18 protein-coding genes and 1 tRNA gene are annotated in these 24,545 nt (G+C 69.1%); 10 read left to right on the top strand and 9 right to left on the bottom strand.

The features are described 5' to 3' along the window. Window position 1 precedes the first annotated feature (1 nt). From MFF58_RS11390 to MFF58_RS11380, 3 genes are all read left to right on the top strand, one after another. Window positions 2-661, top strand: coding sequence for a class I SAM-dependent methyltransferase (locus MFF58_RS11390; RefSeq protein ID WP_238287362.1), 660 nt, complete (start codon window positions 2-4; stop codon window positions 659-661). Between the two features lie 163 nt (window positions 662-824). Beyond that, complete coding sequence (locus MFF58_RS11385; RefSeq protein ID WP_238287361.1) at window positions 825-1,409, top strand: NAD(P)H-dependent oxidoreductase; 585 nt, start codon at window positions 825-827, stop codon at window positions 1,407-1,409. Window positions 1,410-1,475: 66 nt separating this feature from the next. After that, entirely contained in the window at window positions 1,476-2,090 is a 615-nt protein-coding gene (locus MFF58_RS11380; protein ID WP_238287358.1) for a cytochrome b, read from the top strand. Window position 2,091: 1 nt separating this feature from the next. Here MFF58_RS11380 and MFF58_RS11375 read toward each other — a convergent pair whose 3' ends face one another. Then, window positions 2,092-2,976 carry an AprI/Inh family metalloprotease inhibitor gene (locus MFF58_RS11375; RefSeq protein ID WP_238287356.1) on the bottom strand — a complete coding sequence of 295 codons (885 nt, stop codon included), beginning with the start codon at window positions 2,974-2,976 and terminating at the stop codon, window positions 2,092-2,094. Beyond that, on the bottom strand, window positions 2,973-3,944 hold the full coding sequence (locus tag MFF58_RS11370; RefSeq protein WP_238287354.1) for a 2-hydroxyacid dehydrogenase: 972 nt from the start codon (window positions 3,942-3,944) through the stop codon (window positions 2,973-2,975). The genes MFF58_RS11375 and MFF58_RS11370 overlap by 4 nt, the downstream gene beginning before the upstream one ends. 259 nt (window positions 3,945-4,203) lie before the next feature. On the opposite strand from MFF58_RS11370, the gene leuC reads away from it, so the two are divergent. The 3 genes from leuC to MFF58_RS11355 all read left to right on the top strand — a co-directional run bounded on the left by leuC (window position 4,204) and on the right by MFF58_RS11355 (window position 6,329). Continuing rightward, complete coding sequence (gene leuC / locus MFF58_RS11365; protein WP_238287353.1) at window positions 4,204-5,616, top strand: 3-isopropylmalate dehydratase large subunit; 1,413 nt, start codon at window positions 4,204-4,206, stop codon at window positions 5,614-5,616. A 67-nt stretch (window positions 5,617-5,683) separates the two neighbouring features. After that, window positions 5,684-5,768: transfer RNA gene (locus MFF58_RS11360), tRNA-Leu, on the top strand. Window positions 5,769-6,065: 297 nt separating this feature from the next. Beyond that, window positions 6,066-6,329 (top strand): hypothetical protein, encoded by a 264-nt coding sequence (locus MFF58_RS11355; protein ID WP_238287352.1) that lies wholly within the window; start codon window positions 6,066-6,068, stop codon window positions 6,327-6,329. Window positions 6,330-8,314: 1,985 nt separating this feature from the next. Here MFF58_RS11355 and MFF58_RS11345 read toward each other — a convergent pair. Next, complete coding sequence (locus tag MFF58_RS11345; protein ID WP_238287350.1) at window positions 8,315-8,746, bottom strand: hypothetical protein; 432 nt, start codon at window positions 8,744-8,746, stop codon at window positions 8,315-8,317. Between the two features lie 2,126 nt (window positions 8,747-10,872). On the opposite strand from MFF58_RS11345, the gene MFF58_RS11340 reads away from it, so the two are divergent. After that, window positions 10,873-11,541 carry a metal ABC transporter permease gene (locus tag MFF58_RS11340; protein ID WP_238287349.1) on the top strand — a complete coding sequence of 223 codons (669 nt, stop codon included), beginning with the start codon at window positions 10,873-10,875 and terminating at the stop codon, window positions 11,539-11,541. 1,358 nt (window positions 11,542-12,899) lie between these two features. Continuing rightward, complete coding sequence (locus MFF58_RS11335) at window positions 12,900-13,682, top strand: PAS domain-containing protein (RefSeq protein WP_238287348.1); 783 nt, start codon at window positions 12,900-12,902, stop codon at window positions 13,680-13,682. Between the two features lie 31 nt (window positions 13,683-13,713). Here the strand turns inward: MFF58_RS11335 and MFF58_RS11330 are convergent, their stop codons facing one another. Then, window positions 13,714-15,027: a polyhydroxyalkanoate depolymerase gene (locus MFF58_RS11330; RefSeq protein WP_238287390.1), complete on the bottom strand. Its 1,314-nt coding sequence runs from the start codon at window positions 15,025-15,027 to the stop codon at window positions 13,714-13,716. An 811-nt stretch (window positions 15,028-15,838) separates the two neighbouring features. Between MFF58_RS11330 and MFF58_RS11325 the strand changes: the two genes are divergently transcribed. Beyond that, the gene (locus MFF58_RS11325) at window positions 15,839-17,590 is read left to right on the top strand and encodes a sensor histidine kinase (RefSeq protein ID WP_238287347.1); all 1,752 of its coding nucleotides are present in this window, start codon (window positions 15,839-15,841) and stop codon (window positions 17,588-17,590) included. A gap of 5 nt (window positions 17,591-17,595) precedes the next feature. On the opposite strand, the gene MFF58_RS11320 is transcribed toward MFF58_RS11325, so the two are convergent. The 3 genes from MFF58_RS11320 to MFF58_RS11310 form a co-directional block, all read right to left on the bottom strand. Further along, entirely contained in the window at window positions 17,596-18,555 is a 960-nt protein-coding gene (locus tag MFF58_RS11320) for an amidohydrolase family protein (protein WP_238287346.1), read from the bottom strand. A gap of 243 nt (window positions 18,556-18,798) precedes the next feature. Next, window positions 18,799-19,878 (bottom strand): tartrate dehydrogenase, encoded by a 1,080-nt coding sequence (locus tag MFF58_RS11315; protein WP_238287345.1) that lies wholly within the window; start codon window positions 19,876-19,878, stop codon window positions 18,799-18,801. 44 nt (window positions 19,879-19,922) lie between these two features. Further along, window positions 19,923-21,221 (bottom strand): MFS transporter, encoded by a 1,299-nt coding sequence (locus tag MFF58_RS11310; RefSeq protein WP_238287344.1) that lies wholly within the window; start codon window positions 21,219-21,221, stop codon window positions 19,923-19,925. A gap of 153 nt (window positions 21,222-21,374) precedes the next feature. Here MFF58_RS11310 and MFF58_RS11305 point away from each other — a divergent pair, with 153 nt between their 5' ends. Beyond that, on the top strand, window positions 21,375-22,100 hold the full coding sequence (locus MFF58_RS11305; RefSeq protein WP_238287343.1) for a GntR family transcriptional regulator: 726 nt from the start codon (window positions 21,375-21,377) through the stop codon (window positions 22,098-22,100). A gap of 728 nt (window positions 22,101-22,828) precedes the next feature. Here the strand turns inward: MFF58_RS11305 and MFF58_RS11300 are convergent. Together MFF58_RS11300 and MFF58_RS11295 are read right to left on the bottom strand one after the other, a co-directional pair. Then, a complete protein-coding gene (locus MFF58_RS11300) occupies window positions 22,829-23,815 on the bottom strand; it encodes an inorganic phosphate transporter (protein ID WP_238287342.1) in 987 nt (328 codons plus the stop codon). Window positions 23,816-23,831: 16 nt separating this feature from the next. After that, a complete protein-coding gene (locus MFF58_RS11295) occupies window positions 23,832-24,473 on the bottom strand; it encodes a DUF47 domain-containing protein (protein WP_238287341.1) in 642 nt (213 codons plus the stop codon). Between the last annotated feature and the right edge of the window lie 72 nt (window positions 24,474-24,545).

Raw genomic sequence — 24,545 nt, 5'->3', positions numbered from 1 at the left:
CATGCGCGCGCCCGACGATCCCACCGCTTTCATCCGCGCCCATACCCGCCTGCTGCCGGTCCCGCACGCCCCCGAGATCCGTCTCCACGTGGCCGACGAGGCGACCGAGTTGTGGCAGAAGACCGAGCACGAGCTTCAGGAGATCGGGCTGCCGCCGCCGTTCTGGGCCTTCGCCTGGGCCGGCGGACAGGCCCTCGCGCGCTACGTCCTCGATCATCCGGAGATCGCGGCGGGGGCGACGGCTGTGGATTTCGCGTCGGGCTCCGGCCTGGTGGCGATCGCGGCCGCCCGATCGGGGGCGCGGCACGTCATCGCCAGCGACCTCGACCCCTTCGCCACGGCGGCGATCGGCCTGAACGCCGCCGCCAACGCCGTCGCGGAGCTCATCGAGCCCGTGTCCCGCAATCTCCTCGACGGGGCGCCCGACGCCGACCTCGTCCTGGCGGCGGACGTCTTCTACGAGCGCGACCTCGCGCAGGCCGTCACAGCGTGGCTCTCCGGCCTTCAGGCTCGGGGAACCACCGTGCTGATCGGCGATCCGGGCCGGACCTACCTGCCGCGGGAGCGGCTCGAATGCCTGGAGACCTACGCGGTGCCGGTATCGCGGTCGCTCGAAGATGCCGAGATCAAGCGCAGCCACGTGTGGAGGCTCCGGCCATGACGATCGGGCTCCATCCAACGGTTCGGCGACGGCGCGCGGATGCGCCGAGTGTTCATCCGCAGGGATATTGCGGTACCGTCATGTCGCCCGAGGCGCGTCCGTTGCACGCGCCGGAATTGTACGCGGTCCCGCATCGGGGCGTCCTGCGGCGGAAAGGTTCCCGGTGAGTATCGAGCCGAACAACAAGCCGAGGCTTGCCCGCGTGGTTGCCTTCTCGGGGAGCGCCAAGCGGCCGTCGCGCACCCGCGTTCTGGTGGAATCGCTCGGCGCCGAGCTGGGACGCCTGCGCCGCATCGATCTGACCGTCTACGACCTGATCGATGCGGGACCGGGCCTGGGCGCGACGCAGCGCGAGGACCTCTCCCCGGCGGCCGCCCGGCTGATCGAGGCGATCGAGGGCGCCGATGCCCTGATCGTCGGCACGCCGGTCTACCAGGGCGGCTATGCCGGCCTGTTCAAGCACGTCTTCGACTTCGTCGATCCGGCCCGGATGGCCGGCATGCCGGTGGCGCTCACGGCGACCGGCGGAGGCCTGCGCCACGCCCTCGTGGTCGAGCACGGATTGCGGCCGCTCTTCGGCTTCTTCGCGTCCCACGTCGCGCCGACCTCGGTCTATGCCGGCTCCGACGACCTCGTGGACGGCCAAGTGGTCAACGAGACCGTGGCATCCCGGCTCGGCGCCGCGGCGACGGAACTCGCAGCCCTGCTCGACGTGAAACGGATCGTCGACGCCGGCGCGGCGGCCTGATGGCCACTCCCCCCTAGGGCCAGAGGCCCTAGATCCCGGATGGACCACGCTCATCCGCGAGGGATCATGTCAGGTTCTCCGATCATGTCCGGCAAGGCCATCACGCCGCAGCCGGCCACCTACGTCACGGCCTCCGGACTCCCCCGCTACCATCCGGTATCGCAGGCGCTGCACTGGGTCACGGCGGCCCTGGCGCTCGCCATTCTGCCGTTGGCCTGGGTCGCGATCAGCCTGCCGCCGTCGCCGGCCAAGGGCAGCATGTTCGTGCTCCACAAGTCCGTGGGGCTGACGATCCTGGCGATCGTCGTCCTGCGGATCGTCTGGCGCATGGTCCGGCCGGCGCCGCCGGACCCGCAGGCCCCGCGTCTCCTGACGCTGATCGGCCACGTCAACCACTGGCTGCTCTACGCGATCTTCCTGATCATGCCGGTCAGCGGCTACCTGCTGAGCGCGCTCTCGGGCCGCGACACCCCGTATTTCTGGCTGTTCACCGTTCCGGGCCTGCAGAAGGATGAGGCGGCCCAGAAGGTGGCCGAGTCGATCCACGTCGCCGGGCAATGGGCCGTCTACGCCCTGGTGCTGCTGCACATCGCCGGGACGGTGTGGCATCTCGTGATCCGCCGCGACGGCCTTCTGGAACGGATGCTCCCGGTCCAGGACGGCCGCGGCGGCGCCCGGTAGGTCAGTCGACGCGGCGCAGCACGAAGGTGGTGCCGACCTCCGGGTCGCGCCGCCAGCGCCCGTCGCCGCTCGGCACGAGGTCGATGCTGTGGCCGCGCTTGGCCGTGAGCGTCATGCGCCCGTTGGCGTAGCGCCAGCGCACCGGATCGAACACCTCCAGGCCACCGTCGTGGCAACCGGGCACGATCGTCACGCCGCCACCGCCGCCATCGAGGGTGATCCGGCAGGTGTCGCGTTCCTGGAAGCGGTCGAGGGCGTAGATGCCCGGGGGGGGACCAGGAGCCGCGACCGGAGCAGGCTCAAGTCCGGCCGGAACCGGCGGCGCGGCCTGGAGCGGGGAGGGTGCCGGTGCCGCAGGCTCGGCTTCGGCAGCCGGCGCCCCGCCGGGTCGCATCGCCACGATGTCGAGGGGCACGAAGCTGTAGCGCTCGCCGCCCTCGGCCTGGGCGACGAGGCTGCGCTGGTCCGGCCGGCGGGTGAAGTCGAGAACCGGGCGCACGTTGCGATCGACCAAGCGCACGGCCCCGTCGGCGAAGAGCCATCCCGCGACCCCGTTCATCACCGGCAGGGCGCGCCGGCATCCGGCTGGAAAGCGCAGCTTCCGACCGGCCTCGCCGCTCTCCAGGCCGAGGGTCACGACGCAGCGCCGGTTGCTCCCGTCGCGCGAGAGATCCCAGGTGCCGGGCACCTCGCCGAGCTTCCCCGGCAGGCTGGGCGGTGCCGGGGGCGCGGCCGGCGCCTCCTCGGCCGGGGCCGTCTGGTCGGGGGTCGTCGCCGGCAGGTTCTGCGTTGCCGGCAAATCCTGCGTTGCCGGCAGCTCCTGCGCCGCCGCCGGGCAGGACGCCAGCGCGAGGAGCGTCAGGAACCGCGCCCGCGTGCGTCTCACGCCTTCGGTTTCCAGGGGGTTTCGCCGACCGGTGTCAGAGGTCCCCGTCCCTCGAACCAGGAGATCACGTTGTCGACGACGAGCTGGGCCATGGCGGCGCGGGTATGCTCGGAGGCCGATCCGACATGGGGCAGCAGCACGGTGTTCTCGAGGGCGGCGAGGTCCGACGGGACATGCGGTTCGTTCTCGAACACGTCGAGGCCCGCGCCCAGGATGGTGCCCGCCTTGAGCGCGGCGGTGAGGGCCGCCTCGTCCACGAGGCTGCCGCGGGCGACGTTGACCAGGATGCCCTCGGGGCCGAGCGCCTCCAGTACCGCCGTGTCGACGAGCCCGCGGGTGTCGGAGCCGCCCGGCGCGACCACGATCAGCACGTGGACGGCCTGCGCGAGGCCGACCAAGCTGTCGTGATAGGCGTAAGGCGCGTCCGACTGGCGGCGCCGACCGTGATACGCGATCTCGACGCCGAAACTTTCGAGGCGCTTGGCGATGGCCCGGCCGATCCGGCCGAGTCCCAGGATGCCGACCCGCCGCCCGCGCAGCGAGGCCGTGAGGGGGAACGGCGCCTTCGGCCAGTGTCCCTCGCGGAGGTAGCGGTCGGCCTGGGGCAGGCGCCGCAGCGTCGCGAGCACGAGGCCGATTGCGAGGTCGGCGACCTCGTCGGTGAGCACGTCCGGGGTGTTGGTGACGATGACGCCGCGCCGGTGCGCCTCGGCGGCATCGACCGCGTCGTAGCCGACGCCGAAATTGGCGATGATCTCCAGGTTCGGCAGACGATCCATCAGCGCCCCGTCGATGCCGACCTGACCGCCGACGCAGAGCCCGCGGATCCGCGGCCCGATCGTCTCCAGCATCGCCTCCGGATCCGCGGCGCCCGCGAGGCGATGCACGTTGTGCCGCCCGTCCAGCGACGTCTCGACCAGCGGATGCATCTTCCGCAGGAACAGGATGTCGGCCGCGGCATCAGGCATCTTTCACTCCCAAGTCGGCCGTTCGCCGGCCATTCCCGACCAGCCAGCGAAGCCGTCGGATCCTCCACCCGCCATAGGGCCTCGGCGGGGGGCGGCGCCAGTCGATCCGGACCTCGCGCGTGACATCCGCCCGCGAGCGCCGGGCGGGTATCCGGCTGCGGCAGGCTTCGCCCCTTCCGAAAACCGCCCGCGATGCCTACTAAGGATGACGCATTTCCGCGAGCACCGTGCACCGACGCATCTCCGAAGACGAAAACCGATGACCAGCCCGCGCACCCTCTACGACAAGATCTGGGACGACCACGTCGTCGATGTCCAGCCGGACGGCTCCAGCCTCCTCTACATCGACCGCCACCTGGTCCACGAAGTGACGAGCCCGCAGGCCTTCGAGGGATTGCGCGTGGCGGGCCGCAAGGTGCGCCACCCGGAGAAGACGCTGGCGGTCGTCGACCACAACGTCCAGACCTCCGACCGCTCGCAGGGCATCGACGATCCCGAGAGCCGCACGCAGCTCGAGGCGCTGGCCGAGAACGTGCGCGACTTCGGCATCGAGTTCTACGATGCCCTCGACGTGCGCCAGGGCATCGTCCACATCATCGGGCCCGAGCAGGGCTTCACGCTCCCCGGCCAGACCATCGTGTGCGGCGATTCGCACACCTCGACGCACGGGGCCTTCGGGGCGCTGGCGCACGGCATCGGCACCTCGGAGGTCGAGCACGTCCTCGCCACCCAGACCCTGGTGCAGCGCAAGGCCAAGAACATGCGCGTGACCGTCGACGGCGCCTTGTCGGACGGCGTGACCGCGAAGGACATCATCCTGGCGATCATCGGCGAGATCGGCACCGCGGGCGGCACCGGCCACGTCATCGAGTATGCCGGCGCGGCGATCCGCGGCCTCTCGATGGAAGGCCGGATGACGATCTGCAACATGTCGATCGAGGGCGGAGCCCGCGCCGGCATGGTCGCCCCCGACGCCACCACCTTCGCGTACGTGAAGGACCGGCCGAAGGCTCCGAAGGGCGCCGCCTTCGATGCCGCCCGGCGCTACTGGGAGGGCCTCGTGACCGACGAGGGCGCCTTCTTCGACCGCGAGGTGCGGCTCGACGCCGCCAACCTGCCGCCGCTGGTGAGCTGGGGGACGAGCCCCGAGGACGTGATCTCGATCCAGGGCCGCATCCCGGATCCGGCCGAGATCGCCGACGAGAACAAGCGGCAGTCGAAGGAGAAGGCGCTGGCCTACATGGGCCTGACGCCGGGCACCCGGATCACCGACATCACCCTGGATCGGATCTTCATCGGGTCCTGCACCAACGGGCGCATCGAGGATCTGCGCGAGGTTGCCCGGGTGGTCGGTGACCGCAAGGTGCATGACGGCGTGTCCGCCATGATCGTCCCCGGCTCCGGCCTGGTGAAGGCCCAGGCGGAGGCCGAGGGGCTCGATAAGATCCTGAAGGCGGCGGGCTTCGACTGGCGCGAGCCGGGCTGCTCGATGTGCCTGGGCATGAACCCGGACAAGCTGCGTCCGGGCGAACGCTGCGCCTCGACGTCGAACCGCAATTTCGAGGGGCGGCAGGGTCCGCGTGGGCGCACGCACCTGGTCTCCCCCGCGATGGCCGCCGCCGCCGCGGTGGCCGGGCGCTTCATCGACATCCGGGACTGGCCCAGGGGCTGAAATCGCGATTGACGGCGACGGCTCGGTTGCCTAAACGGAGCCGTCGCCGGCCACTGGCCGACGGCGAGCCCAGGTGGCGGAATTGGTAGACGCGCTGGTTTCAGGTACCAGTCTCGCGAGAGGTGAAGGTTCGAGTCCTTTCCTGGGCACCATTCTACCGTAGCCCGATATGTTTCAGCTGGACGTGAGTTGCTGACCGGGTTGCAAGGCCGGGTCACCCCTCCGGATGAGCCTCAGCACGAAGCGCGACATGGCCCGATCCGAGTCGGGCTTCCGGACCCGACCGCTATTTCGGACCGGGCGCGACGGGGCGCTGCCGCAGGGTGCGCGAAGGCCTGATCCAGGCCGCGACGCCGCCGACCTCTCGGCCCGGCGCTGCCTCACAATCCCCAATCAGCCGGAAGTTCAGGGCGGGCGGCGGCACACGCTCTTCCGGTGCAGAGCGCTGGATGACCTGTTCGGTGGTCCGTACAGCTGATCAGTCAGGAAAGAGGACGCTCGTTCAACCCCCTGCGTACCGCGCGCTCGGCGCAGGCATGTTGACGGAGGGCGCGCCCTTCGGCGGCAAGTCGGCTTTCAGCCAAGCGGTCGCGGTGCTGATGGCCGCCACGAGTATCGCCCCGATCTTCAGCATCCCCATCGCGAACTTTCGGCTCATGACGCGGCCGTTCGTGCTGCCCCGCATGCAGGGCGGGTTCGATCGGTCGCGCTGATCAACCTCACAGGTGCTGCCTTCCCGATCGGAGGGGTTTCGGCTTGCCCCCGCGCCTGGTCAACGGAAGCTGCGCCTACAAGCCGACGGATGCGTCGGTGGCTCAGTACCGATCGTCGACAGCGCTCCCCGACCCGGGCTCAGCGTCCCTGGTCGCCGCGGGGGGGACCTCCGGTTCTGGCTGCGGATGTGTTGTCCCGCGCTTGACCACTGAGCTTGTGGTCGACGGAGATTTCACCGCCGGAGAAGCACCGGGCGGTCCCATCTTTCCGACTGGGCCAGGAGCTCCCTGGGGTCCTCGTGGTCCGGGCGGTCCGGCTGGCCCAACTGCTCCGGCAACACCGGCCGGCCCCGGAGGACCTGCCGGACCGGGTTCGCCCTGCGCACCCATCGGACCGGGCTGGCCCATGGCCCCCCTGTCACCTTTCGGACCTGCCTCCCCCTGCGGCCCCGCCTCACCGCGCGGTCCGGATGGCCCGGCTGGTCCGACGAGCCCCGGTGCCTGCGGCCCCTGCTGACCGCAATCGCTGACCACGATGTCGCGGGACTGTCTCGGTGTCCGAAGCGTCGCGATACAGGTGGCCGGGTGATAGACGACCCGGAATTCGAAATAGCCCTTCGCGTCGGTGTGCTGAGGGAATTTGCCGTCGAGGGTGATTTCGCTGTCGCGCTCGTCGGCATACCCGAGAACCCACAGATAACCGCCCGTGATCTTGGCATCCTCGACTTTCACGTCAGCATAGGCAGGCATCGCATATGTCGCGATGAGACCTAAGCCTAACCACCTGATCGCCTGTCCTCGCATCGCAATACGCTCCTGGAGCTATGGCACCTCAGGCACCATGTTTGGAGTTGCGCTCGACAACTCGTAGCGACGTCGGGGCGCCCGATGCGCCCCGGGGGTGCTATCCACGTCGATGACGTTATCGCATCCGCAGTTTCCGCGTCAGAACTGAGACGATGCGGCCATCCATCAACGCGGTATGGGCCCAGCCTTTCGGATAGAGACGGTCTCACCACCGCGTCCGGACCGGTTCAGTCTCCAGGCCCTTCTTGCCGCAGACCGCGCAATCGGCGTTGGGACGACGGCGAGCTGAGCGACCAATCCGCGTTCCGGTTACGGCCGAAGAACCGTCGGCACGGTTTCGCCCCCCGTCGCAACTGTGAGACCGGCCAGCCTGCCGCCCCGTGGACGAGCGAGGCACGCGCGTGCGGGCGACCTCGGCACCTCCGTGGTCTTCAGAGCGGACTGACAACGGCTAGCGGCCACGGGCGGACCAGGCCCGGAGCTTCACAATCACCTTCCGCCGCCGCCCTGGAGCAGCGGCCGTTCGGGCTGACCGGCATTGCCCCCACCCGCCGAGTCGTTCGTCACGGTGTCGGCTGGTCGACCCGTCGCGGTTCCCGTCACCGTAGCCCAAGCGCCGGTCGAACCGAGGGCTAACGCAGGCGGAGCCGCTGCTGGCGCTTGCGCGAAGGCTGCTCCCGAGAAAAAGAGCAGGAGCGGAAGAGCTGCTGCGAGAGGGCGATGGCGCACGGGAACCTCGTCGATATAGCAGTCCGGTAACGCACGCCTCAGCGAAAACGTTTCGAGGTCTTGCGTCCTCCCGGGGCTACGATCGGTCCTTCGCCGATGACGCGCCGCGGGCCGCCTTCATCAGACACCCCGCGAGCATCCGGCGCCGCCGCATAGGGGAGGGCCGGCAGTGCCGATGGGGATCGCGTCGCCGTCGTCCATCACGACCGGAGGTAGCCCGGCGGCGTCGAGATCCCGGGGGCGGCCCCAAGGTCTCCTCCCGCCGCGGGGACGAGAAGCCGACGCTCAGGCGCACGATCCGGCGCACGCCGGATCGTGCGGCGTCCCAAATCTCTCGCGTGACTGCGCCGACGAGACTGCACCGGGGATCGCGGAGGATAGATCCCGGTGCTGCTCGTCTGACGCTCGGCTGACCCTCGGCATCCGGCCGGTCGCTCGGGACTTTCCACTCAGCGGCGGCCGAGGGCTGTCCACTGCGCGACGATCGACGCGTCGGCAGGCATGTAGGCGTCGACGATGGCGCCCTTACGGTTCACGACGCAGATCATCGTGGCCTCGCGCACCTCGTACATCATCGGTGTCGCGTACGTGATGCGGAACAATACCGGCGCGAAGTAGTCGCCCTTCTTGTTCGTCTTATCCACACCGGCCGAGACCGCTTCGACCTGCTTCATGCCGGCCTTGCCGGCCTCGCTCATGACGGTCGCGCGGCAGGTGTCGACGGTTCGATTGCGGCCCGGCACCTCCGGCAAGGGCTGTCCGATGGATTGCAGGGCGACGGCGGTCCCCTTCACCAAACCGGTTCCGGGCACCATCGACATGATCGTCTGCTCACCGGCCGCCGCCGAGGCCGGGCCAATCGGTGCGATCTGCCAGGGCATTTGCCACGTCGCCGCCGAGGTATCCGGCTCGGCGGGCACATCCTGCGCCAGAGCCGGCCCCGCCAGAGCCGAGATGAGGGCCGCGCAGGCGATCGAACGTCTGAACATCGAAAATTTCCTTCTTCGCGAGGTGAACGAGGGGCCGCGGCCCTGGGCTAGTCCGTCGGCGCGAGGGCTGGTGGCAGCGTCCAGGGGGAGGACGGTGCGGATGGGGGCGCAGAAGGGGCACGATGGGCTCGCGCCCGGTGCACGGAGGCACGCGCGACTGCGGCGGCATCGATCCCGGCCCGAGCCGAGGGCGATCGGCCGATGATGCTCGCGGTCTGCCCGGCATCGCGGTCGGGCTTGCGCGGCCGGGGAGCCGCTGCCGCCGCTCGTGGTCCCCTGAGCGACCGCGCGTGCCTTGCCGGCCCGGGATTCAGGATCGGCGCCACCACGGCCCCTATGTCACGGGGCGGCGTGATCGGGCTCATTCGATCCACCACCGGCAACGACGGGTCCGGGCCAAGCGTCGCCACGGGTCCGAGCGGGGGTGCAGTGCTGATCGTCGGTGGGGAGCGAACGGCGATCTCGGTCGGCACTCGCGCTGGGGCCGATCGCGGGGGCGGGATGGTCGGCATCGGATCGGCCGGCAGGGTTCGTGCCGTCGTCGTCTCGGCCCGATCCTGCGTGGATTGCGGTCCGTCCGGTTCGAGCGTCGCCACGGCCGATGGCGGGGCTACCGTCGCGATGTCCTGCAAATCCGGGCGTTCGTTCCAGGCGGGCGGCAGCTCATGCGTCAGACGCGTCGCATCGAGGGGCGCTCGGCCGATCAGTGGAAGGCGGGGGTTGGCGCGGGGCGGCAGGAAGATCTGCTGCTCGTACGCGTCCGCAGGGCTCGGATCGAGGAACGTGCGGGGTCCGTCGGCGATGGAGAACGTGTCCGGATCGTTCGCGTGCGCGAGCGGTCCTGTCAGGTGCGGAACCTCGACCCAGGCCGGGAAAACAGATGCATGTGGTCGCTGAGCGGATGCCGCCGATCCCGGCTGCAGGGTGAATGTCGGGGACGTCCAATCGCCGTGCGTGACGAGCCACGCTGCGCCCGCGGCGAGCAGCGTGAGGGTCGAGAGGCAGGAAATCGAGATCGTAACGAGGGATGTCAGCGAGTCACCGGGCCGCACGACCGCGAGAGCCCGGGGCACGCCGACAGGCTTCAGGTCGCCGACAAAGATGGGACCACGCTGTAACATCCTCCGAGAACTGGAATTTGCGCGTGATAGTTCAAGCCTGGCACGCTTAAGAAACGTCGATAGTCCTCTGTGTTTAAAATCGTGCTCGTGCACACCGTTGATGCAGGCCGTCCGGGTAATCTGGCCCGAACCTTCGCATTCGGCCGGTTCGCGTCGCCCGAACCATGGGTGTTCGGCCTATCGTCCGGCTGCTGAACATCAGCGCATGGCTCTGTCCGCCCGACCACGCGTGGAAAGCCTGCGCCATCGAAACCTGGGCTCAGGCCTCGCTCCGATACGCAAGATCGGATCATCGACATTTCGCTCAAGCCGCTGCGCGGAGCCACGAACAGCTGTTCGACCCCGACGCGCTCCGACTGATACAGCCGAGCGCCAACCCGAAACCGTCGGAGCCACATCGACGGTCACGGCGGCGCGCGCGGCCAAATCATCACTCCGTTCGGCCGCACATAGCCGCGCCATTTCCCGTTCACGCGCGACTTCGGCCGACGCCCCGTCGGTCAAGGCGACGGCGCTGCACCCCTGGCGATGTATGGCGCGCGATGGAGCGTCGCCCGAAACCGTGCACGCACCCCAGTGTCGCCGCGGACCTGTCCGCGCCGGTTCGGGATCAGTCCGGCCGGGAGACCGGGCAGCGTCTACCGGGAACACGACGGCGGCTCTCCGCTGCCGAGAGGGTCCAGAGCGGGCGCTCAGCCGCGATGCGGGCAGGATGGGGCATACCGTCTGAATCAGGCCCGCGGTGCGTGGCAATTCCGTCAGGCGGCGCCGACGAGAGCGGTGGGCTGAGCGCGCCGCCCGAATGAATACCGAATGCAGGGCGCCGGACCGGCGCGAAGGAAGTCCCGCGCTACATGACTGTCGGATCGAACTCAGGAGGACCGCGTGAAGCTTTTCATGGGACGGGCCGTCGTCTGCCTGCTGGCGCTGCCCGGCGCGGTTCTGGCCGCGTCGGCACCCGAACGCATCAGGGGCACGGTCGAGGCGGTCGACGCCGGATCGATGACCGTTCACACGATCGACGGTGGCACGGCGACCATCGCTCTGACCAAGGATACGAAGGTCGTCTCACTGGTGAAATCCAGCCTCAGCGCCATCACCACCGGTTCTTTCGTCGGGACCGCTACCAAGGGCGACAACCCGCCGACCGCCCTGGAAATCCACATCTTCCCCGAGGCCATGCGTGGAACCGGTGAAGGGCACCGCGACTGGGACACGATCCCCGACACCTTGGCGGGCGGCGGACGAGTGAAGAGCGCGATGACCAACGGTACCGTGAGGGTCGCTGCGTCCCCGGCGCCCAAGGTCAAGAGCGCCATGACCAACGGCACGGTCTCGAGAAGCAGCGCCGCCAACGGCGAGCAGATGCTCACGCTGACCTACGGTGACGGCGAGGCGAAGACCGTGGCGGTGCTGCCTCAGACGCCGATCGTGGCCTATGAGCCGGCTGATCAATCGGCCATCCGCCCCGGCGCAAAGGTCTTCGTCACCGCCGAGCGTCACGGCGACACACTGACGGCGCTCCGGGCCAACGTGGGCAAGGACGGTGTCACGCCGCCGATGTAGCGGGCGGCGGCCTGCAGTGCTGGGCCTGCCGGTATCCCGGTGGCCCAACCCACGACAAATGGTGGCTCGACGGTTCTGCCGCGATCCCACGCAACAACCGAAGCAATGACGGCGCAATCCAGCTTAACCATAAGGCCGTCCCAGGACAGCCGATCCCCGGCTGCACGAACGAGGGGACGACCGATGGCCGCCCGGATGATGACCAGGGGCATGAGTGTGACGGACCGCATTGTGGCTTGGTTCATGATGTCGGCCTCGGCCCTTGCCCTCCTCCAGACCGCGCAGACAGCGGCGCTGCCCGCGCACTTCGTGTGATCCACGGAACGTGGTCCGTAGAGACAGGGACGAGGGAGAGCGCGGATCCGGCTCCGGGCTGGGCGACATATCGGCAGTGGGGGCTGCTTGGTCGCTGGCAGGTTTGTTCCTGGTACCGGCCGGCATGACGCCCGCCGCCGTGCCGTTGGAAGCCGCGGGAATCTTCCGCTTCGGCTCCCGCCGCGATGGATGCCCGTGCTCAACACCCGGCACTCGCTCGGCGCGGCGCTGCTCTGGACCCGCGATTGCGGTGCCCTCGGTGCGTGCCGTCGCGCCGTACACATCCTCGGTACGGTCGGCAGATGCCGGCCTGCCCGTGACCCCGCGCCGATGCCGCGTCCCGCTGTCGTCCTCCTGAACTCGCTGAACGGCCGCGCCGACGCCCGCAGGGTCGAACGGCGGCGGCCGAGCCCGTGTGAAGAATTGCAGCACGTCTGACAGACCACCGCGCGGTAGCCGTCGAGGCGTGGCGGCCACGGTCGCATCGGCGACAAGCTCGATCGTGCAGGCTTGCCTAAGCACGTCGTCGGCCAGCGCAAAAGATCGCGCCCCCGTGACCGGAGACGGCACTGCGGAGGCCCGGCGTGCCGCAGTACGACGGCAGGGCCCTTGCGCGCCGCGCAAGCTTTCATCACGAATGCGTGGTTAATCCCATCCGTCGATAAAACATTGCGACGGCGTGCAAACAATCGAATTGTGCACCCTCTCCATCCGGCGGAGAAAATACTCCTTATACTGCGAACAACCCAATAAAACGCTCTTGAAGTAAGGTTCGGTCTGTGCGAGACAGCGATGTCCGTACAAGACATTGCGGGAGAGCCCAGACCGGCGAAAGCCGGTCATGGCGTCGAGGAGCGACCGCCCCCGGGAGCTTCGAGGCACAATCGCGCAGCGTTGGACGATCTGGAGTGCGACGCGTTCCGCGTCCTTGAAGAGCTGCTGCCCTCTTGGGGGTGAATGCGGCTCCAGGCACCCGCGACAGAGGGGGGCGACCGGAATGCTTTGGCGGGCATTTCCTCGCCCGTTTGTCGAGGGAGAACAGCATGTTTCCGGACGACGACGACTTTGAGTTTGTAGGCCCCGCTGCCGACTGGAATCGTGAGCCGTCCCGTGCCGACGCGTTCAAGGATTTCAGTTCACCGGTCTACACGACCGATGCCGAGGGCTGGCTGACCTATTACAACGAGGCGGCCGCGGACCTGTGGGGCTATCGTCCGGAACTCGGAAAGACGCGCTGGTGCGGGTGCTGGCGCATCTACACGATGGACGGTGCGGTCCTGCCTTTCGATCAGTGCCCCATGGCCGTGGCGATCAAGCAGGGCACACCCGTGCGCGGTGTTCAGGCGATGCTGGAGCGGCCCGACGGGACGCGCATTCCCTTCATGCCGTACCCCACGCCCCTGCGTGATACGTCGGGGCAGCTCGTCGCCGCATCCAACGTCCTCCTCAGGGTCACGCGGCTGACTTGGTTCAACCCGACGCCACCCGTGGACGATACCGAAACCGCGGCAGCACCGGTTGGGCGCGATGCGGGGCCTGGACTCGACGGCCTGACCGGTCTGCTCCAATCGACCCTGGCTGCCCTCGCGGACGTCGAATTCGAATTCCAGAGCGATTGTGAGCGCCTCGAAGGCTGGTCAGGCCCGGCCGACGAGCGGGAACGCATCCTGTTTCAATTGCAGCAGAAGCGGCAGAGGCAACGCGACGTCCTCGTCAAGCGCGCCGAGCAACTCACACGGCAGGCTAAGCCGTTCTTCGGCCAACAGGCCGAGGCCACCGCAGGACGGAGGTCCCGCGCCTCGCGGGGAAGCGGCATGACCCACTGAGCGTCCCGCGCCGCGGGACGCTTCGGACCTGCTAAGCGCGTATCTCCGGTGTGATCGCGCGGGCGGCCAGGATGCTGTCGGCGATCATCGTTGCCGGCACGTCCCGGCCGGCTTCGATAGACGGTGCGACCGCGTCCGGGAGCGTGATCGGCAGGGACGCCGCCTCACCGTGCGCTTCCATGAACGCGACGATTTTCGGCACGATCTCGGCACGGAAGCGGGAGCCGTTGAAGACGCCGTAATGTCCCGCACCCATCTGAAGATGGTAGGCCTTCTTGCTGTCCGGCAGGTTGAGCGTCAGGTCGAGTGCGGCACGGGTCTGACCGACGCCCGTGATGTCGTCCTTCTCGCCCTCGATCGCCATCAGGGCACAACGCCGGATCGCGCTCAGGTCGACGGTCTTGCCGCGGTGGCGCATCTCTCCCTTGGGCAGGCGATGCTCGATGAACACCGTCTCGACCGTCTGAAGATAATACTCCGCGGGCAGGTCCATCACGGCGAGGTACTCGTCGTAGAACTCGCGGTGCTTGGCCGCAGAATCCCCGTCGCCCTGGACGAGATGGTTGAACATATCGAGGTGGGCCGTGTGATGACGATCCAGATTCATGCTGATGAAGCCGGCCAACTGGAGGAAGCCGGGATAGACGTTGCGGCCGTGACCCTGATGCGTCCACGGCACCGAATGGATGCAGTGACGCTCGAACCAGGCAATGTTCCGCTCCTGCGGCAGCCGGTTCACGGCCGTCGGCGAGCGGCGGGTGTCGATGGGGCCCCCGATCAGGACGGCGGATCGCGGGACCAGCGGGTGCTCCTCCGCCTCCATGCGCGCGATCGCGGCCAGAACGGGGACCGAGGGCTGGCACACCGCGGCGACGTGCAGATCCGGCCCCAGGGCCGTGAACAGCTCGATGCAGGTGTCGATGTAATCGTCGAGGTCGAAGCGACCGGCCGAGAGCGGCACCTTCTTGGCATCGGCCCAATCGGTGATGAACACCTGATGCGTCTCGAGGAAGGCCGCGACCGTGCCGCGCAGCAGCGTCGCGTAATGCCCGGATAGCGGAGCCACCAGCAGGAGCTTCGGCTTCGTCGACGGCTCGCCGAAGGCCAGGACGCGGCAGAACGGACGTTCCCAGACCACGCGCTCGGGGACCGCCAGGTTGAAGGCGGGCTTGGCGTAGGTGCGTGTGGCCCGCTCGAACAGCTCACAGCCGGCCGCGACGGCTCGGCTGGTGGGCGCATAGGAGAGCGGGCTGAACGGGTTCTCACAGGCCGTCCGTGCCAGCTCAGCGGCCACCCGCATGGGCGAGAGCATCTGGTCGTAGGCGTCGCGCATCAGGTACAGCATACAAATGTGTCCTCTGGCGGCCGAACCGCTCAACTCTGAAACGCCTAACGTTTTTGCATTATGATGCGGTTCCGAGCCGATACGGACTTTCTTGCCCGCGCCTGCAGCATGAAAATGCTCACTAGGTGCGGAATTGACTAGAAGACGGCCGGCCGAATGCTGCGGATTGATGCGGCTTGTTGCTCCGCAGCAACAAGCGCGCGACCGTCCGTGCGTGCGAGTGTCACGCGCCGACCAACCGGCACCGGTGGCGGTTCGATCCGGGCCGGCGTGCGGCGACGTTTTCGGATGTCCCGGATGGCCTACGAATCGCGTGGCCAGCTCGCAGGCGCAGAACACGCCGAAGGCTGACGCCGGACGGATCGGAGGCCTCGCCCGCCCCGCGACGAATGGACGGTTGCGCCCCAAGGCCCGGGTCAAGGCCGCGGCACACGCACAAGAGCCCGCACGGACATGCCGAGCGGGCTGAGTGGCGGCATAGGGTCTGGTGATTTCGCCGTGGATCGGTCCCTATCATCAGGCGATGACGGGGGCGTGACACGCCGCGGGGCCCTGAACCGCCGCGAACCGTGCTCGCCGCGATGGGTCACGGCCGATACGCTGATGGGCGTCGAGGCCGGGCTGGCGGTCGGGAGGCCGGAGCGTCCGGGACACGACGCAAGTCCCGCACAACCGAGCATAGCGAGAACGGCTCTGGTTTTCCCGCCCCCGTCCAGGCATGGGCGCTTTCCGAATGACCGACGCCGCCTATCTGCGCGCCGGGGTCCCGGTACGCGCGGCGAGGGTACCCGGGAGGAGGACGGCGCCCTCGATGTCACTGACGAAGCGGATCGTGGGGCTCGTGGGACTGGCACTCGTGCCGGCGCTCGCCATCCAGGGCTACAACGAGTACGCCCTGCGCACCGCGCGGGGTGCGGCGGTTCGCAGCGAGGCCATGCGGACCGCCCGCGGGGTCGCGGCCGACCTCGGGCAGTACGGGCGCGGCGCCCAGCAGATCCTCGGCATCCTGTCCGAATTGCCGGAGGTCCGGAACCGGGACCCGCAGACCTGCACGGCCTACCTCCGCCGCGTCGTCAACAAAGTCCCCGGCTCGTTCTTCTTCGGGGTCGCCGACCCGGACGGGAAGATCCGCTGCAACACCCTCGGGTCGTCACCGGGCGCCTACACGATCGCGGACCGGTCCTACTTCCAGGATGCGATGCGCACGGGGGCCTTCGCGGTCGGCAACGTGGTGTCCGGACGCGTGACCCGGAGGCCGACCATCCAGTTCGCGGTGGCCATCCCCGGCGTGGGCGGTCAACCCGACGGCATCGTGCTCACGAGCATCGACCTGAGCTATCTGGCAGCGCGCCAGGCCGCGGCCGGCCTGCCCCCCGATGCAACCCTGACGGTAGCGGACCGAAACGGAACGGTCCTGGTGAGGCTGCCGGGCCACGACGAATGGGTGGGCAAGGCGTTGCCGCCGCCGTTCTGGGACTCCTTGACCCGCCACCGCGGTGACGTGGCGGATCTGCCCGGCCTCAACGGCAATCCGCGGATCACGGCCGTGGCCGAGTCGAGTCCGGACGACCTCGACTCGATCACGGTCTCGGTGGCGTTCTCGCCGGCCACGGCCTTCGCCGACATCGACGCCGCCACGCGGCGCGGTCTGGTGCTGATCGGCCTCGGTGCCGCCCTGGCGATCGCGGCCGCCCTGCTGGCTGGGCGTGCCTTCATCCGGCAACCGGTCCGGCGGTTGCTCCAGGCTGCGGCGTCATGGCGGGCCGGTGCGCTCGACGCGCGCAGCGGCCTGACCGGTCCAGGCGAGTTCGGGCAATTGGGCCAGGCGTTCGACGCGATGGCGGCCGCGCTGCAGACCCACGAAGGCGAGTTGCGCGCGGAGATCGACCGGAGCCGCCGCCTTCAGGACCGGCAGGCGTTGATGCTGCATGAGTTGGATCACCGGGTGCGCAACACCCTGGCGACCGTCCAGTCCCTCGCGCGGCAGGGGCGACGCGACGACGACCGGGGGGAGCGCCTGGAGGGGCGCATCCTGGCGCTGTCGAAATCCCACGATCTGCTCTCGCGCGACGATTGGAGCGGAGCTTCCCTTCGGGCGGCGCTGGAGAGCGCCCTCGAACCCTTCGAGACGCCGGAGCCCAGCCGCTTCGGGCTGTCCGGCCCCGACCTCGAACTGCCGCCCCGCTACGTCCTGGCGCTCGGCATGACGATCCACGAATTGACCACCAACGCCGCCAAGTACGGGGCGCTCGCCGCCGAAGGGGGGCGGATCGACATCACGTGGCGCATCCTCACCGCGGACGGCCCCACGGGTGCGCGCCCCCGGAAGCTGGCGCTGGAGTGGCGGGAGAGCGGCGGTCCACCCGTCGCGGAACCGCAGCGCCGCGGCTTCGGCACGCGCCTGATCTCCGGCGGCATCAGCCGGGAACTCGGCGGAACCGTCGACCTGACCTTCCGGCGCGAGGGTGTCCGCTGCACCCTGGAGGTGCCCCTCGACGAGCCGGACCGCTTCACCTCATTCCGGGATCCCTCGGCCGGACAAGCGCGGGCACTTCCGGCCTGACCGGATCAGGATTTCGGGAAGCCGTAGAGTTCGGCCGGGTTGTCGACCAGGATGCGGGTGCGGGTGGCCTCGTCCGGCACGATCGCCGGCAACAGATCGAGCAGCACGGCGTCGTCGGGCTTGTTGGACTGGCTCTCGGTCGGGTGCGGCCAGTCGGTCCCCCAGACACAGCGGGACGGTGCTGCGGCCGCGAAGGCGCGCGCAACGGCGACGGTGTCGGCGTAGCCCGGCGGGCCGATCTTGGTATCGGCGTAGAGCCCGGTCAGCTTGACCCAGGTGTTTCCCTGGTCGAGGAGCCGGCGCATCAGCTTGAACGTGTCGCTCTCGATGCCCGCCGGTTGCGGGCAGTGGGCCAGATGGTCGAAGACCAGCGTGCCGCGGATCTTGAGGAACGCATCGGCCGCCGCCGCGATCTTGTCGCCCGGCATGTTGATCTGGCAGTGCCAGCCGAGGGCATCGACCCGTCGCGACAGGGGCTCCAGCATGTCGAGGGTCGTGGCGCCGGCCTGCGCGAGGTTGAAACGGATCCCGCGGATGCCGAGATCGTGCAGCCGCTTCAGCTCGGCGTCGCTGACGGACGTGTTCACCACGGCGATGCCGCGGAAGTTCGGACCGAGGGCGGCTATGCCTTCGAGGGTCGGTCGATTGTCGGTCCCGTAGAGCGAGGGCTGCACGACGACGCCGCGCGTGGTGCCGAGCCGGGCCTGCAGGGCGCGGTAGTCGTCCGGCGACGCGTCGGGCGCCGGAAGCCCCCCCGCGGCCGGCGGGAATCGGTTGTCGTAGATGTGGAAGTGGCAATCGGCGGTGTTCGGCGGAACCCGGAATGTCGGCGCAGCACTGCCGGCGGAATAGCGGACGGCGTGCTGGGCAGATACCGGTCGGTCATCCAGGCCGAGGGAGACGCCCACCGCCGCAGCGGCCGCACTTCCGAGCACGCGACGGCGGCTGAGGTCCGATTTGATCATGGCGTCCTCCCGGTGCTCTGGGCCAGCCATGCGTGCGGCGGCCGCGGCTTCAGACAGCCTAGTGGCCGGCCGCACGGGGTGAAACGAGCGGAACCGAATACAAGATACGACCGCGCGCAAGCGTTAGGGGAACGGGTCTCGGCACCGGCGCCGTTCCGCGTCCGGCCCCCGGTCCGACGCCGCGCCGATCCCGCGACGAGGGCGAGGATGCCCGCGTCGACGGCATCCTCCGGCCCGACCGCCTCAGGCGTTGTCGCCGCGAATCGCCGCGATGACCGCGTCGGTCACTTGGCGGGTCGTCGCCTTGCCGCCGAGATCGGGGGTGTGCAGGTTCGGATCGGCGGTCACGCGCTCGACCGCGCGCATCAGCCGGGCCGCCGCGGCCGGCTCACCGAGGTGCTCCAGCATCTGGCAGGCGGTCCAGAAGGTCGCGACCGGGTTGGCGATGCCCTTCCCCGTGATGTCGAAGGCCGAGCCGTGGATCGGCTCGAACATCGACGGGAAGGTGCGCTCCGGATTGATGTTGGCGGTCGGCGCGATGCCGAGCGAGCCGGCCAGCGCGGCCGCGAGATCCGACAGGATGTCGGCGTGCAGGTTGGTCGCCACGATGGTGTCGAGGGTCTCGGGCTTCGTCACCATGCGCATGGTCATGGCGTCGACCAGCATCTTGTCCCAGGTCACGTCGGGGAAGTCTTCGGCGACCTCGGCGGCGATCTCGTCCCACATCACCATGGCGTGGCGCTGGGCGTTCGACTTGGTCACGACCGTCAGGTGCTTGCGCGGCCGGGACCGGGCGAGCTCGAACGCGTAGCGGATGATCCGGTCGACGCCCGAGCGGGTCATCATCGACACGTCGGTGGCGACCTCGTTGGCGTGACCCTGGTGGACCCGGCCGCCGACGCCGGCATACTCGCCCTCCGAGTTCTCGCGCACGATCACCCAGTCGAGCTCCGGTCCCGAGACGTTGCGCAAGGGGCTGGTGATGCCCGGCAGGATCCGAGTCGGGCGGACGTTGGCGTATTGATCGAAGGGCTGACAGATCGCCAGCCGGAGGCCCCACAGCGTGATGTGGTCGGGCACGTCCGGCGCGCCGACCGCGCCGAAGAAGATCGCGTCGTGGTTCCGGATCTGCTCGCGGCCGTCGGCCGGCATCATGACGCCGTGCTTCTTGTAGTAGTCGGACCCCCAGTCAAAGTGATCGAACTTGAACGCGAACGAGCCGGTCTTCTCGGCCAGCACGTCGAGCACTTCGATGCCGGCCGCGATGACCTCGACGCCGATCCCGTCCGCCGGGATGGCCGCGATGGTGTAGGTTTTCGTCATGTCAGGTTTCCTTGCGAACGAAAGGGGGCCAACGTGGACTTGGTTCAGCGCAGGACGGCGGGCGCGGGCGCGGCGCGGCGTCCGGCGCGGGCGACCACCAGGGTGACGACCGCCGACAGGACGAGCAGACCGGCGACGAACATCAGGCCGCCCGTGAAGCTGCCGGTCCGGTCCTTGATCCAGCCGATCGCCCAAGGGCCGACGAAGCCGCCGAGATTGCCGATGGCGTTGATGGTCGCGATGCCCACCGCCGCCGCCGAGCCGGACAGGAACATGGTCGGCATCGCCCAGAGCGGGGGCTTCGCGGCGCTGATGCCGACATTGACGAGGCTGAGCGCGGCGACGACCGCGATCACCGAGGTGGCCCCTCCGGCCAGCATCAGGCCGAGGGCGGCGGCGAGGCAGGCGATGACCACGTGCCACGTCCGCTCGCCCGTCCGGTCGGAGTGCCGCGCCCACAGGACCATCGCCACCACCGCCACGGTGGGAGGCACGGCGTTGAGCAGGCCCACCGTCATCGTCGACAGGCCGAGGCCCTTGATGATCTGCGGTGCCCAGATGCCCAGCGTGTAGAGCCCGGCCGAGGTGCCGAAATAGATGAGCGCGAGGGCGAGCACCCGCGGATCGGCGAGCCCGCTCAGGATGTTGTGCCGGGCACTGGCCTGCTTGCCGGCACGCTCGGCCTCCATCTCGGCGACGAGCCAAGCTCGCTGGTCGTCGGCGAGCCACGTCGCCTTCTCGGGCAGGTCGGTGAGGTAGAACAGCACCGCGATGCCGAGGATGACGGCCGGCACGGCTTCGATGAGGAACATCCACTGCCAGCCGTGGAGGCCCAGGAGCCCCTCCATCTCCAAGAGCAGGCTCGACAGGGGCGAGCCCAGCAGGACCGAGATCGGCGCGGCGGTCATGAAGAGCGAGACCACCGCGGCGCGGTAGCGGGCCGGAAACCAGTAGCTCAGGTAGAGGATGATGCCGGGGAAGAATCCGGCCTCGGCGGCACCGAGCAGGAAGCGCAGGACGTAGAAGCTCGTCTCTCCCTGGATGAAGGCGAAGGCCCCCGACAGGAAGCCCCACGTGACCATCACGCGGGCGATCCAGAGCCGCGCGCCGACCTTGTCGAGGATGATGTTCGAGGGAATCTCGAACAGGAAGTATCCGAAGAAGAACACGCCGGCCCCGAAACCGAAGACCGTGGCCGAGAATCCGAGATCCTTGTTCATCGTCAGGGCCGCGAAGCCGATGTTCACGCGGTCGATGAAAGCGATGAAGTAGAGGAGGCAGATGAAGGGGATCAGGCGCCATGCGACGCGGCGCATGGTGGCCTGCTCGAGCGAGCCGTCCATCGTATCCTCCCGTTGGCGGGCGCGCCGTTCAGACTTGCGCGCCATCTTCCATGCAAGCTTGAATATCGCTAAATCCGCCGTGGCGAGCTGTCAATCAATGTTCCGCGGCGGCGTCCGACGGTGATAGGGCTGCGGCGTCGGGGGAGACGGTCGATGACGCGGGCACAGCCCAGCAAGGATCCGGACGCACGGACTGGCGCCAACGCAGGCGAGAAGCGCACCTCGCTGGTCGACGATGCCTACGCGGCGATGCGCGCCGCGATCCGTAACGCCAGCTTCGCTCCCGGGTACCAGGCCTCCGAGCAGGAGATCGCCCTGCGGCTGGGCATGAGCCGGACACCGGTGCACGAAGCTGCGATCCGGCTGCAGGAGGACGGTCTCGTGCGCGTCCTGCCGCGCAAGGGTATCCTGATCCTGGCCCTGGCGCCGGACGACATGCGTGAGATCTACGACGTCGTCATCGCGATGGACGGTCGCGCCGCCGAACTGGTCGCGGCGCTTCCCGAGCCCGAGCGCCTGGCCGCCGCGCAGGCGCTCGACGCCCACACGGACGCGATGGCCGACGCGCATGCAGGCGGCGACCTTCCGGCCTGGGGACAGGCGGACGGAGCGTTCCACGCGGCCCTGATCGAGCACGCGCGGAACGGTCGGATGAGCCGGATCGTGCAGGCCATCAACGATCAATCGCATCGGGCGCGCATGCTAACCCTCAACCTGCGCCGGGCGTTGGACGCCTCGATCGCCGAGCATCGTCGCATCGCCCGGGCGATCCGGGCGGCAGACCCCGTCGAAGCCCTCGACGCCGCGCGCCAGCACCGCATCCGGGCGCGCGACGAGTTGCTGCCTCTCCTGAACAGCTACGGCCTCAAGCACCTGTAGCCATCGGGGATAGCGGCGTCCGTGTCGCCCCCGCGGTGTGCTGGCGCGCCAACGGCTCCCCACCTGGACCCGCGGCCGAACCGTCCATGCCGTGAACCGCCGGTCCCTTCGTCCGCACAGCGATAGGCAGGGCGACACCGTGGTGGCGGAGGCGAACGCCCGCGGTCGGGCACGGCTCGCCCTGACCGTCCCGGTCCTGGCCTGAGCGTCGACGCGGCCGCGCGACCAAGCGTGACACACCGGTGCACCCCGGTAACATCCGCGGAGAAGGCCCGGGCGAAGCTTCGCTCACGCGTCGCGCCGGCACGACCGTCGGCAAGACCGCCGTGCCGGCGCGACGAGGGCAGGGGCCGGCCGGTGTTCCCGCGACTCGCGCCGAGGGAACAGATCGATGATGCAGGTTTCCGCTCCGGCCACGTTCTCGGCCGCGCGCCTAGCCGGCTCGTGGTCGCCTTCCTGGGCACGGCCTCGGCCCTGCCGCCGGTGAAGGATGCGGTGTCCACCGGACCGGGCGATGCGCAGATCATCCGGGTCGATGGCAGCCGCGGCCCCTACGCGCCTGGCGGTCGTCGCGCAGGCGGTCGCACGGGCGGGCCGCGGGGTTATAGCTAGGTCCGGGCGTGTCCTGCCCGGCCGGCTTCCTCACCGGCCCCTATGACCGCCGCTGGTCGCCGAACTCGGCCTGATCTGGATCCGGTTTCCCGTCCTGCGGGCGTCGCCCGGCCGCTTCACGGCAGGACGAAACCCGAAGCCACGTAGGTCAGGGCGGCGACGAGGGCGGCGGCCGGCATCGTGATCACCCAGGCGACCACGATGCCCTGCGCGACGTTCCAGCGGACCGCCGAGACCCGGCGGGCCGCACCGACGCCCACGATCGCCCCCGTGATGGTGTGGGTGGTCGAGACCGGGATCCCGAAGGCTGTCGCGGCGAACAGCGTCACGGCACCGCCGGTCTCCGCGCAGAAGCCCTGCATCGGCGAAAGCCGCGTGATCTTCGATCCCATCGTGTGGACGATGCGCCACCCGCCCAGCAGGGTGCCGAGCGCCATGGCGGTCTGGCACGAGAGCACGACCCAGAGTGGAACATGGAAGCTCCCGCTCTCGCCGTGGGCGTAGAGGAGCGCGGCGATGATGCCCATGGTCTTCTGGGCGTCGTTACCGCCGTGCCCGAGGGAGTAGAGCGACGCTGAGACGAACTGCATGCCCCGGAACAGCCGATCGACGGCGTGCGGGGTCGAGCGGACGAAGATCCACGAGACCGCCAGCATCAGCATCAGACCCAGGGCGAAGCCGAGGGCGGGCGACAGGACGATCGCAGCGCTGGTGGCGACGACGCCGTGCCAGACGATCACGCCCGTTCCGGCCTTAGCGATCCCGGCGCCCAGCAGGCCACCGATGAGGGCGTGCGAACTCGATGACGGGATGCCAGCGTACCACGTGATCAGGTTCCACGAGATGGCGCCGCCGAGCGCCCCCATGATGACGCGGTCGTCCACCGCGCCGACATCGATGATGCCGGAACCGACCGTGCCGGCGACGTGCAGGCCGAACACCAGGAAGGCCACGAAATTGAAGAACGCGGCCCAGAATACCGCGTAGCGGGGCGCCAGTACCCGGGTCGACACGATGGTGGCGATGGAATTCGCGGCATCGTGCAACCCGTTCAGGAAGTCGAAGAGCAGGGCCAGGGCGATGAGGACGATGAGGAGGGTCACGCGTGCGGCCCGCGGCTCAGACGTGTTCGACCACGATGCTGCTGATCTGGTTCGCCACGTCCTCGAAACGGTCCATGACTTTCTCCAGATGATCGTACAGTTCAGATCCGACCAAAAACGCCATGGGATCCCGGCCCGACGCCTTGAACAGCGCCTTCCGCCCGGCATTGTGCAGGTCGTCCGCGCGGCCTTCCAGTTCGATGACGCGCTCGGTCAGCGCGTTCAGCGCGGTCGCGTTCTCGCCGAGCGCGCGCAGCTTCGGCATCGCCTCGGCGGTGACCTGGGCGGCCTCTTGGATGACCGCGCCCATCTCGCGCATCGCGGGCTCGAACGCCGTCACCTCGAAGAGTTGGACGGCCTTGGCGGTCTTGAGCATCTGGTCGATGGCGTCGTCGAGGGAGCCGACCAGGGCCTGGATGTCGCCGCGGTCGAACGGCGTGATGAAGGTGCGGCGGACCGCCAGCAGCGCGTCCCGGGTGATCGCGTCGGCCTTGTCCTCATGGGCCGCGATCGCCGCGCAGGCCGCCGGGACATCCTGTGTGCCGTCGAGGAGCGCCCGAAGCGCGATCGCACCGTCGACCAGGGTGGCGGCATGACGCTCGAAGAGGCCGAAGAAGCGGTCCTCCTTCGGCATCAGGGCGCGGAACCAAGCCAGCATGTCGTGTTCCGGGTCCAGAGGATCGTCGTGCCGGTCGAGCCGAACGGCTACCGGGAGGCACAACTGCGCAAG

The organism is Methylobacterium longum (assembly GCF_022179385.1).
GTDB classification, from domain to species: domain Bacteria; phylum Pseudomonadota; class Alphaproteobacteria; order Rhizobiales; family Beijerinckiaceae; genus Methylobacterium; species Methylobacterium longum.
This window is presented reverse-complemented; position numbering and strand designations above follow the sequence as displayed.

Excerpts from the sequence above, each read along its gene's own strand:
- MFF58_RS11390 (WP_238287362.1), top strand. The coding sequence starts at position 2 with ATGCGCGCGCCCGACGATCCCACCGCTTTCATCCGCGCCCATACCCGC.
- MFF58_RS11380 (WP_238287358.1), top strand. The coding sequence starts at position 1,476 with ATGTCAGGTTCTCCGATCATGTCCGGCAAGGCCATCACGCCGCAGCCG.
- MFF58_RS11370 (WP_238287354.1), bottom strand. The coding sequence starts at position 3,944 with ATGCCTGATGCCGCGGCCGACATCCTGTTCCTGCGGAAGATGCATCCG.
- leuC (WP_238287353.1), top strand. The coding sequence starts at position 4,204 with ATGACCAGCCCGCGCACCCTCTACGACAAGATCTGGGACGACCACGTC.
- MFF58_RS11355 (WP_238287352.1), top strand. The coding sequence starts at position 6,066 with ATGACCTGTTCGGTGGTCCGTACAGCTGATCAGTCAGGAAAGAGGACG.
- MFF58_RS11345 (WP_238287350.1), bottom strand. The coding sequence starts at position 8,746 with ATGCCCTGGCAGATCGCACCGATTGGCCCGGCCTCGGCGGCGGCCGGT.
- MFF58_RS11340 (WP_238287349.1), top strand. The coding sequence starts at position 10,873 with ATGGGACGGGCCGTCGTCTGCCTGCTGGCGCTGCCCGGCGCGGTTCTG.
- MFF58_RS11335 (WP_238287348.1), top strand. The coding sequence starts at position 12,900 with ATGTTTCCGGACGACGACGACTTTGAGTTTGTAGGCCCCGCTGCCGAC.
- MFF58_RS11330 (WP_238287390.1), bottom strand. The coding sequence starts at position 15,027 with ATGCTGTACCTGATGCGCGACGCCTACGACCAGATGCTCTCGCCCATG.
- MFF58_RS11325 (WP_238287347.1), top strand. The coding sequence starts at position 15,839 with ATGTCACTGACGAAGCGGATCGTGGGGCTCGTGGGACTGGCACTCGTG.
- MFF58_RS11320 (WP_238287346.1), bottom strand. The coding sequence starts at position 18,555 with ATGATCAAATCGGACCTCAGCCGCCGTCGCGTGCTCGGAAGTGCGGCC.
- MFF58_RS11315 (WP_238287345.1), bottom strand. The coding sequence starts at position 19,878 with ATGACGAAAACCTACACCATCGCGGCCATCCCGGCGGACGGGATCGGC.
- MFF58_RS11310 (WP_238287344.1), bottom strand. The coding sequence starts at position 21,221 with ATGGACGGCTCGCTCGAGCAGGCCACCATGCGCCGCGTCGCATGGCGC.
- MFF58_RS11305 (WP_238287343.1), top strand. The coding sequence starts at position 21,375 with ATGACGCGGGCACAGCCCAGCAAGGATCCGGACGCACGGACTGGCGCC.
- MFF58_RS11295 (WP_238287341.1), bottom strand. The coding sequence starts at position 24,473 with ATGCTGGCTTGGTTCCGCGCCCTGATGCCGAAGGAGGACCGCTTCTTC.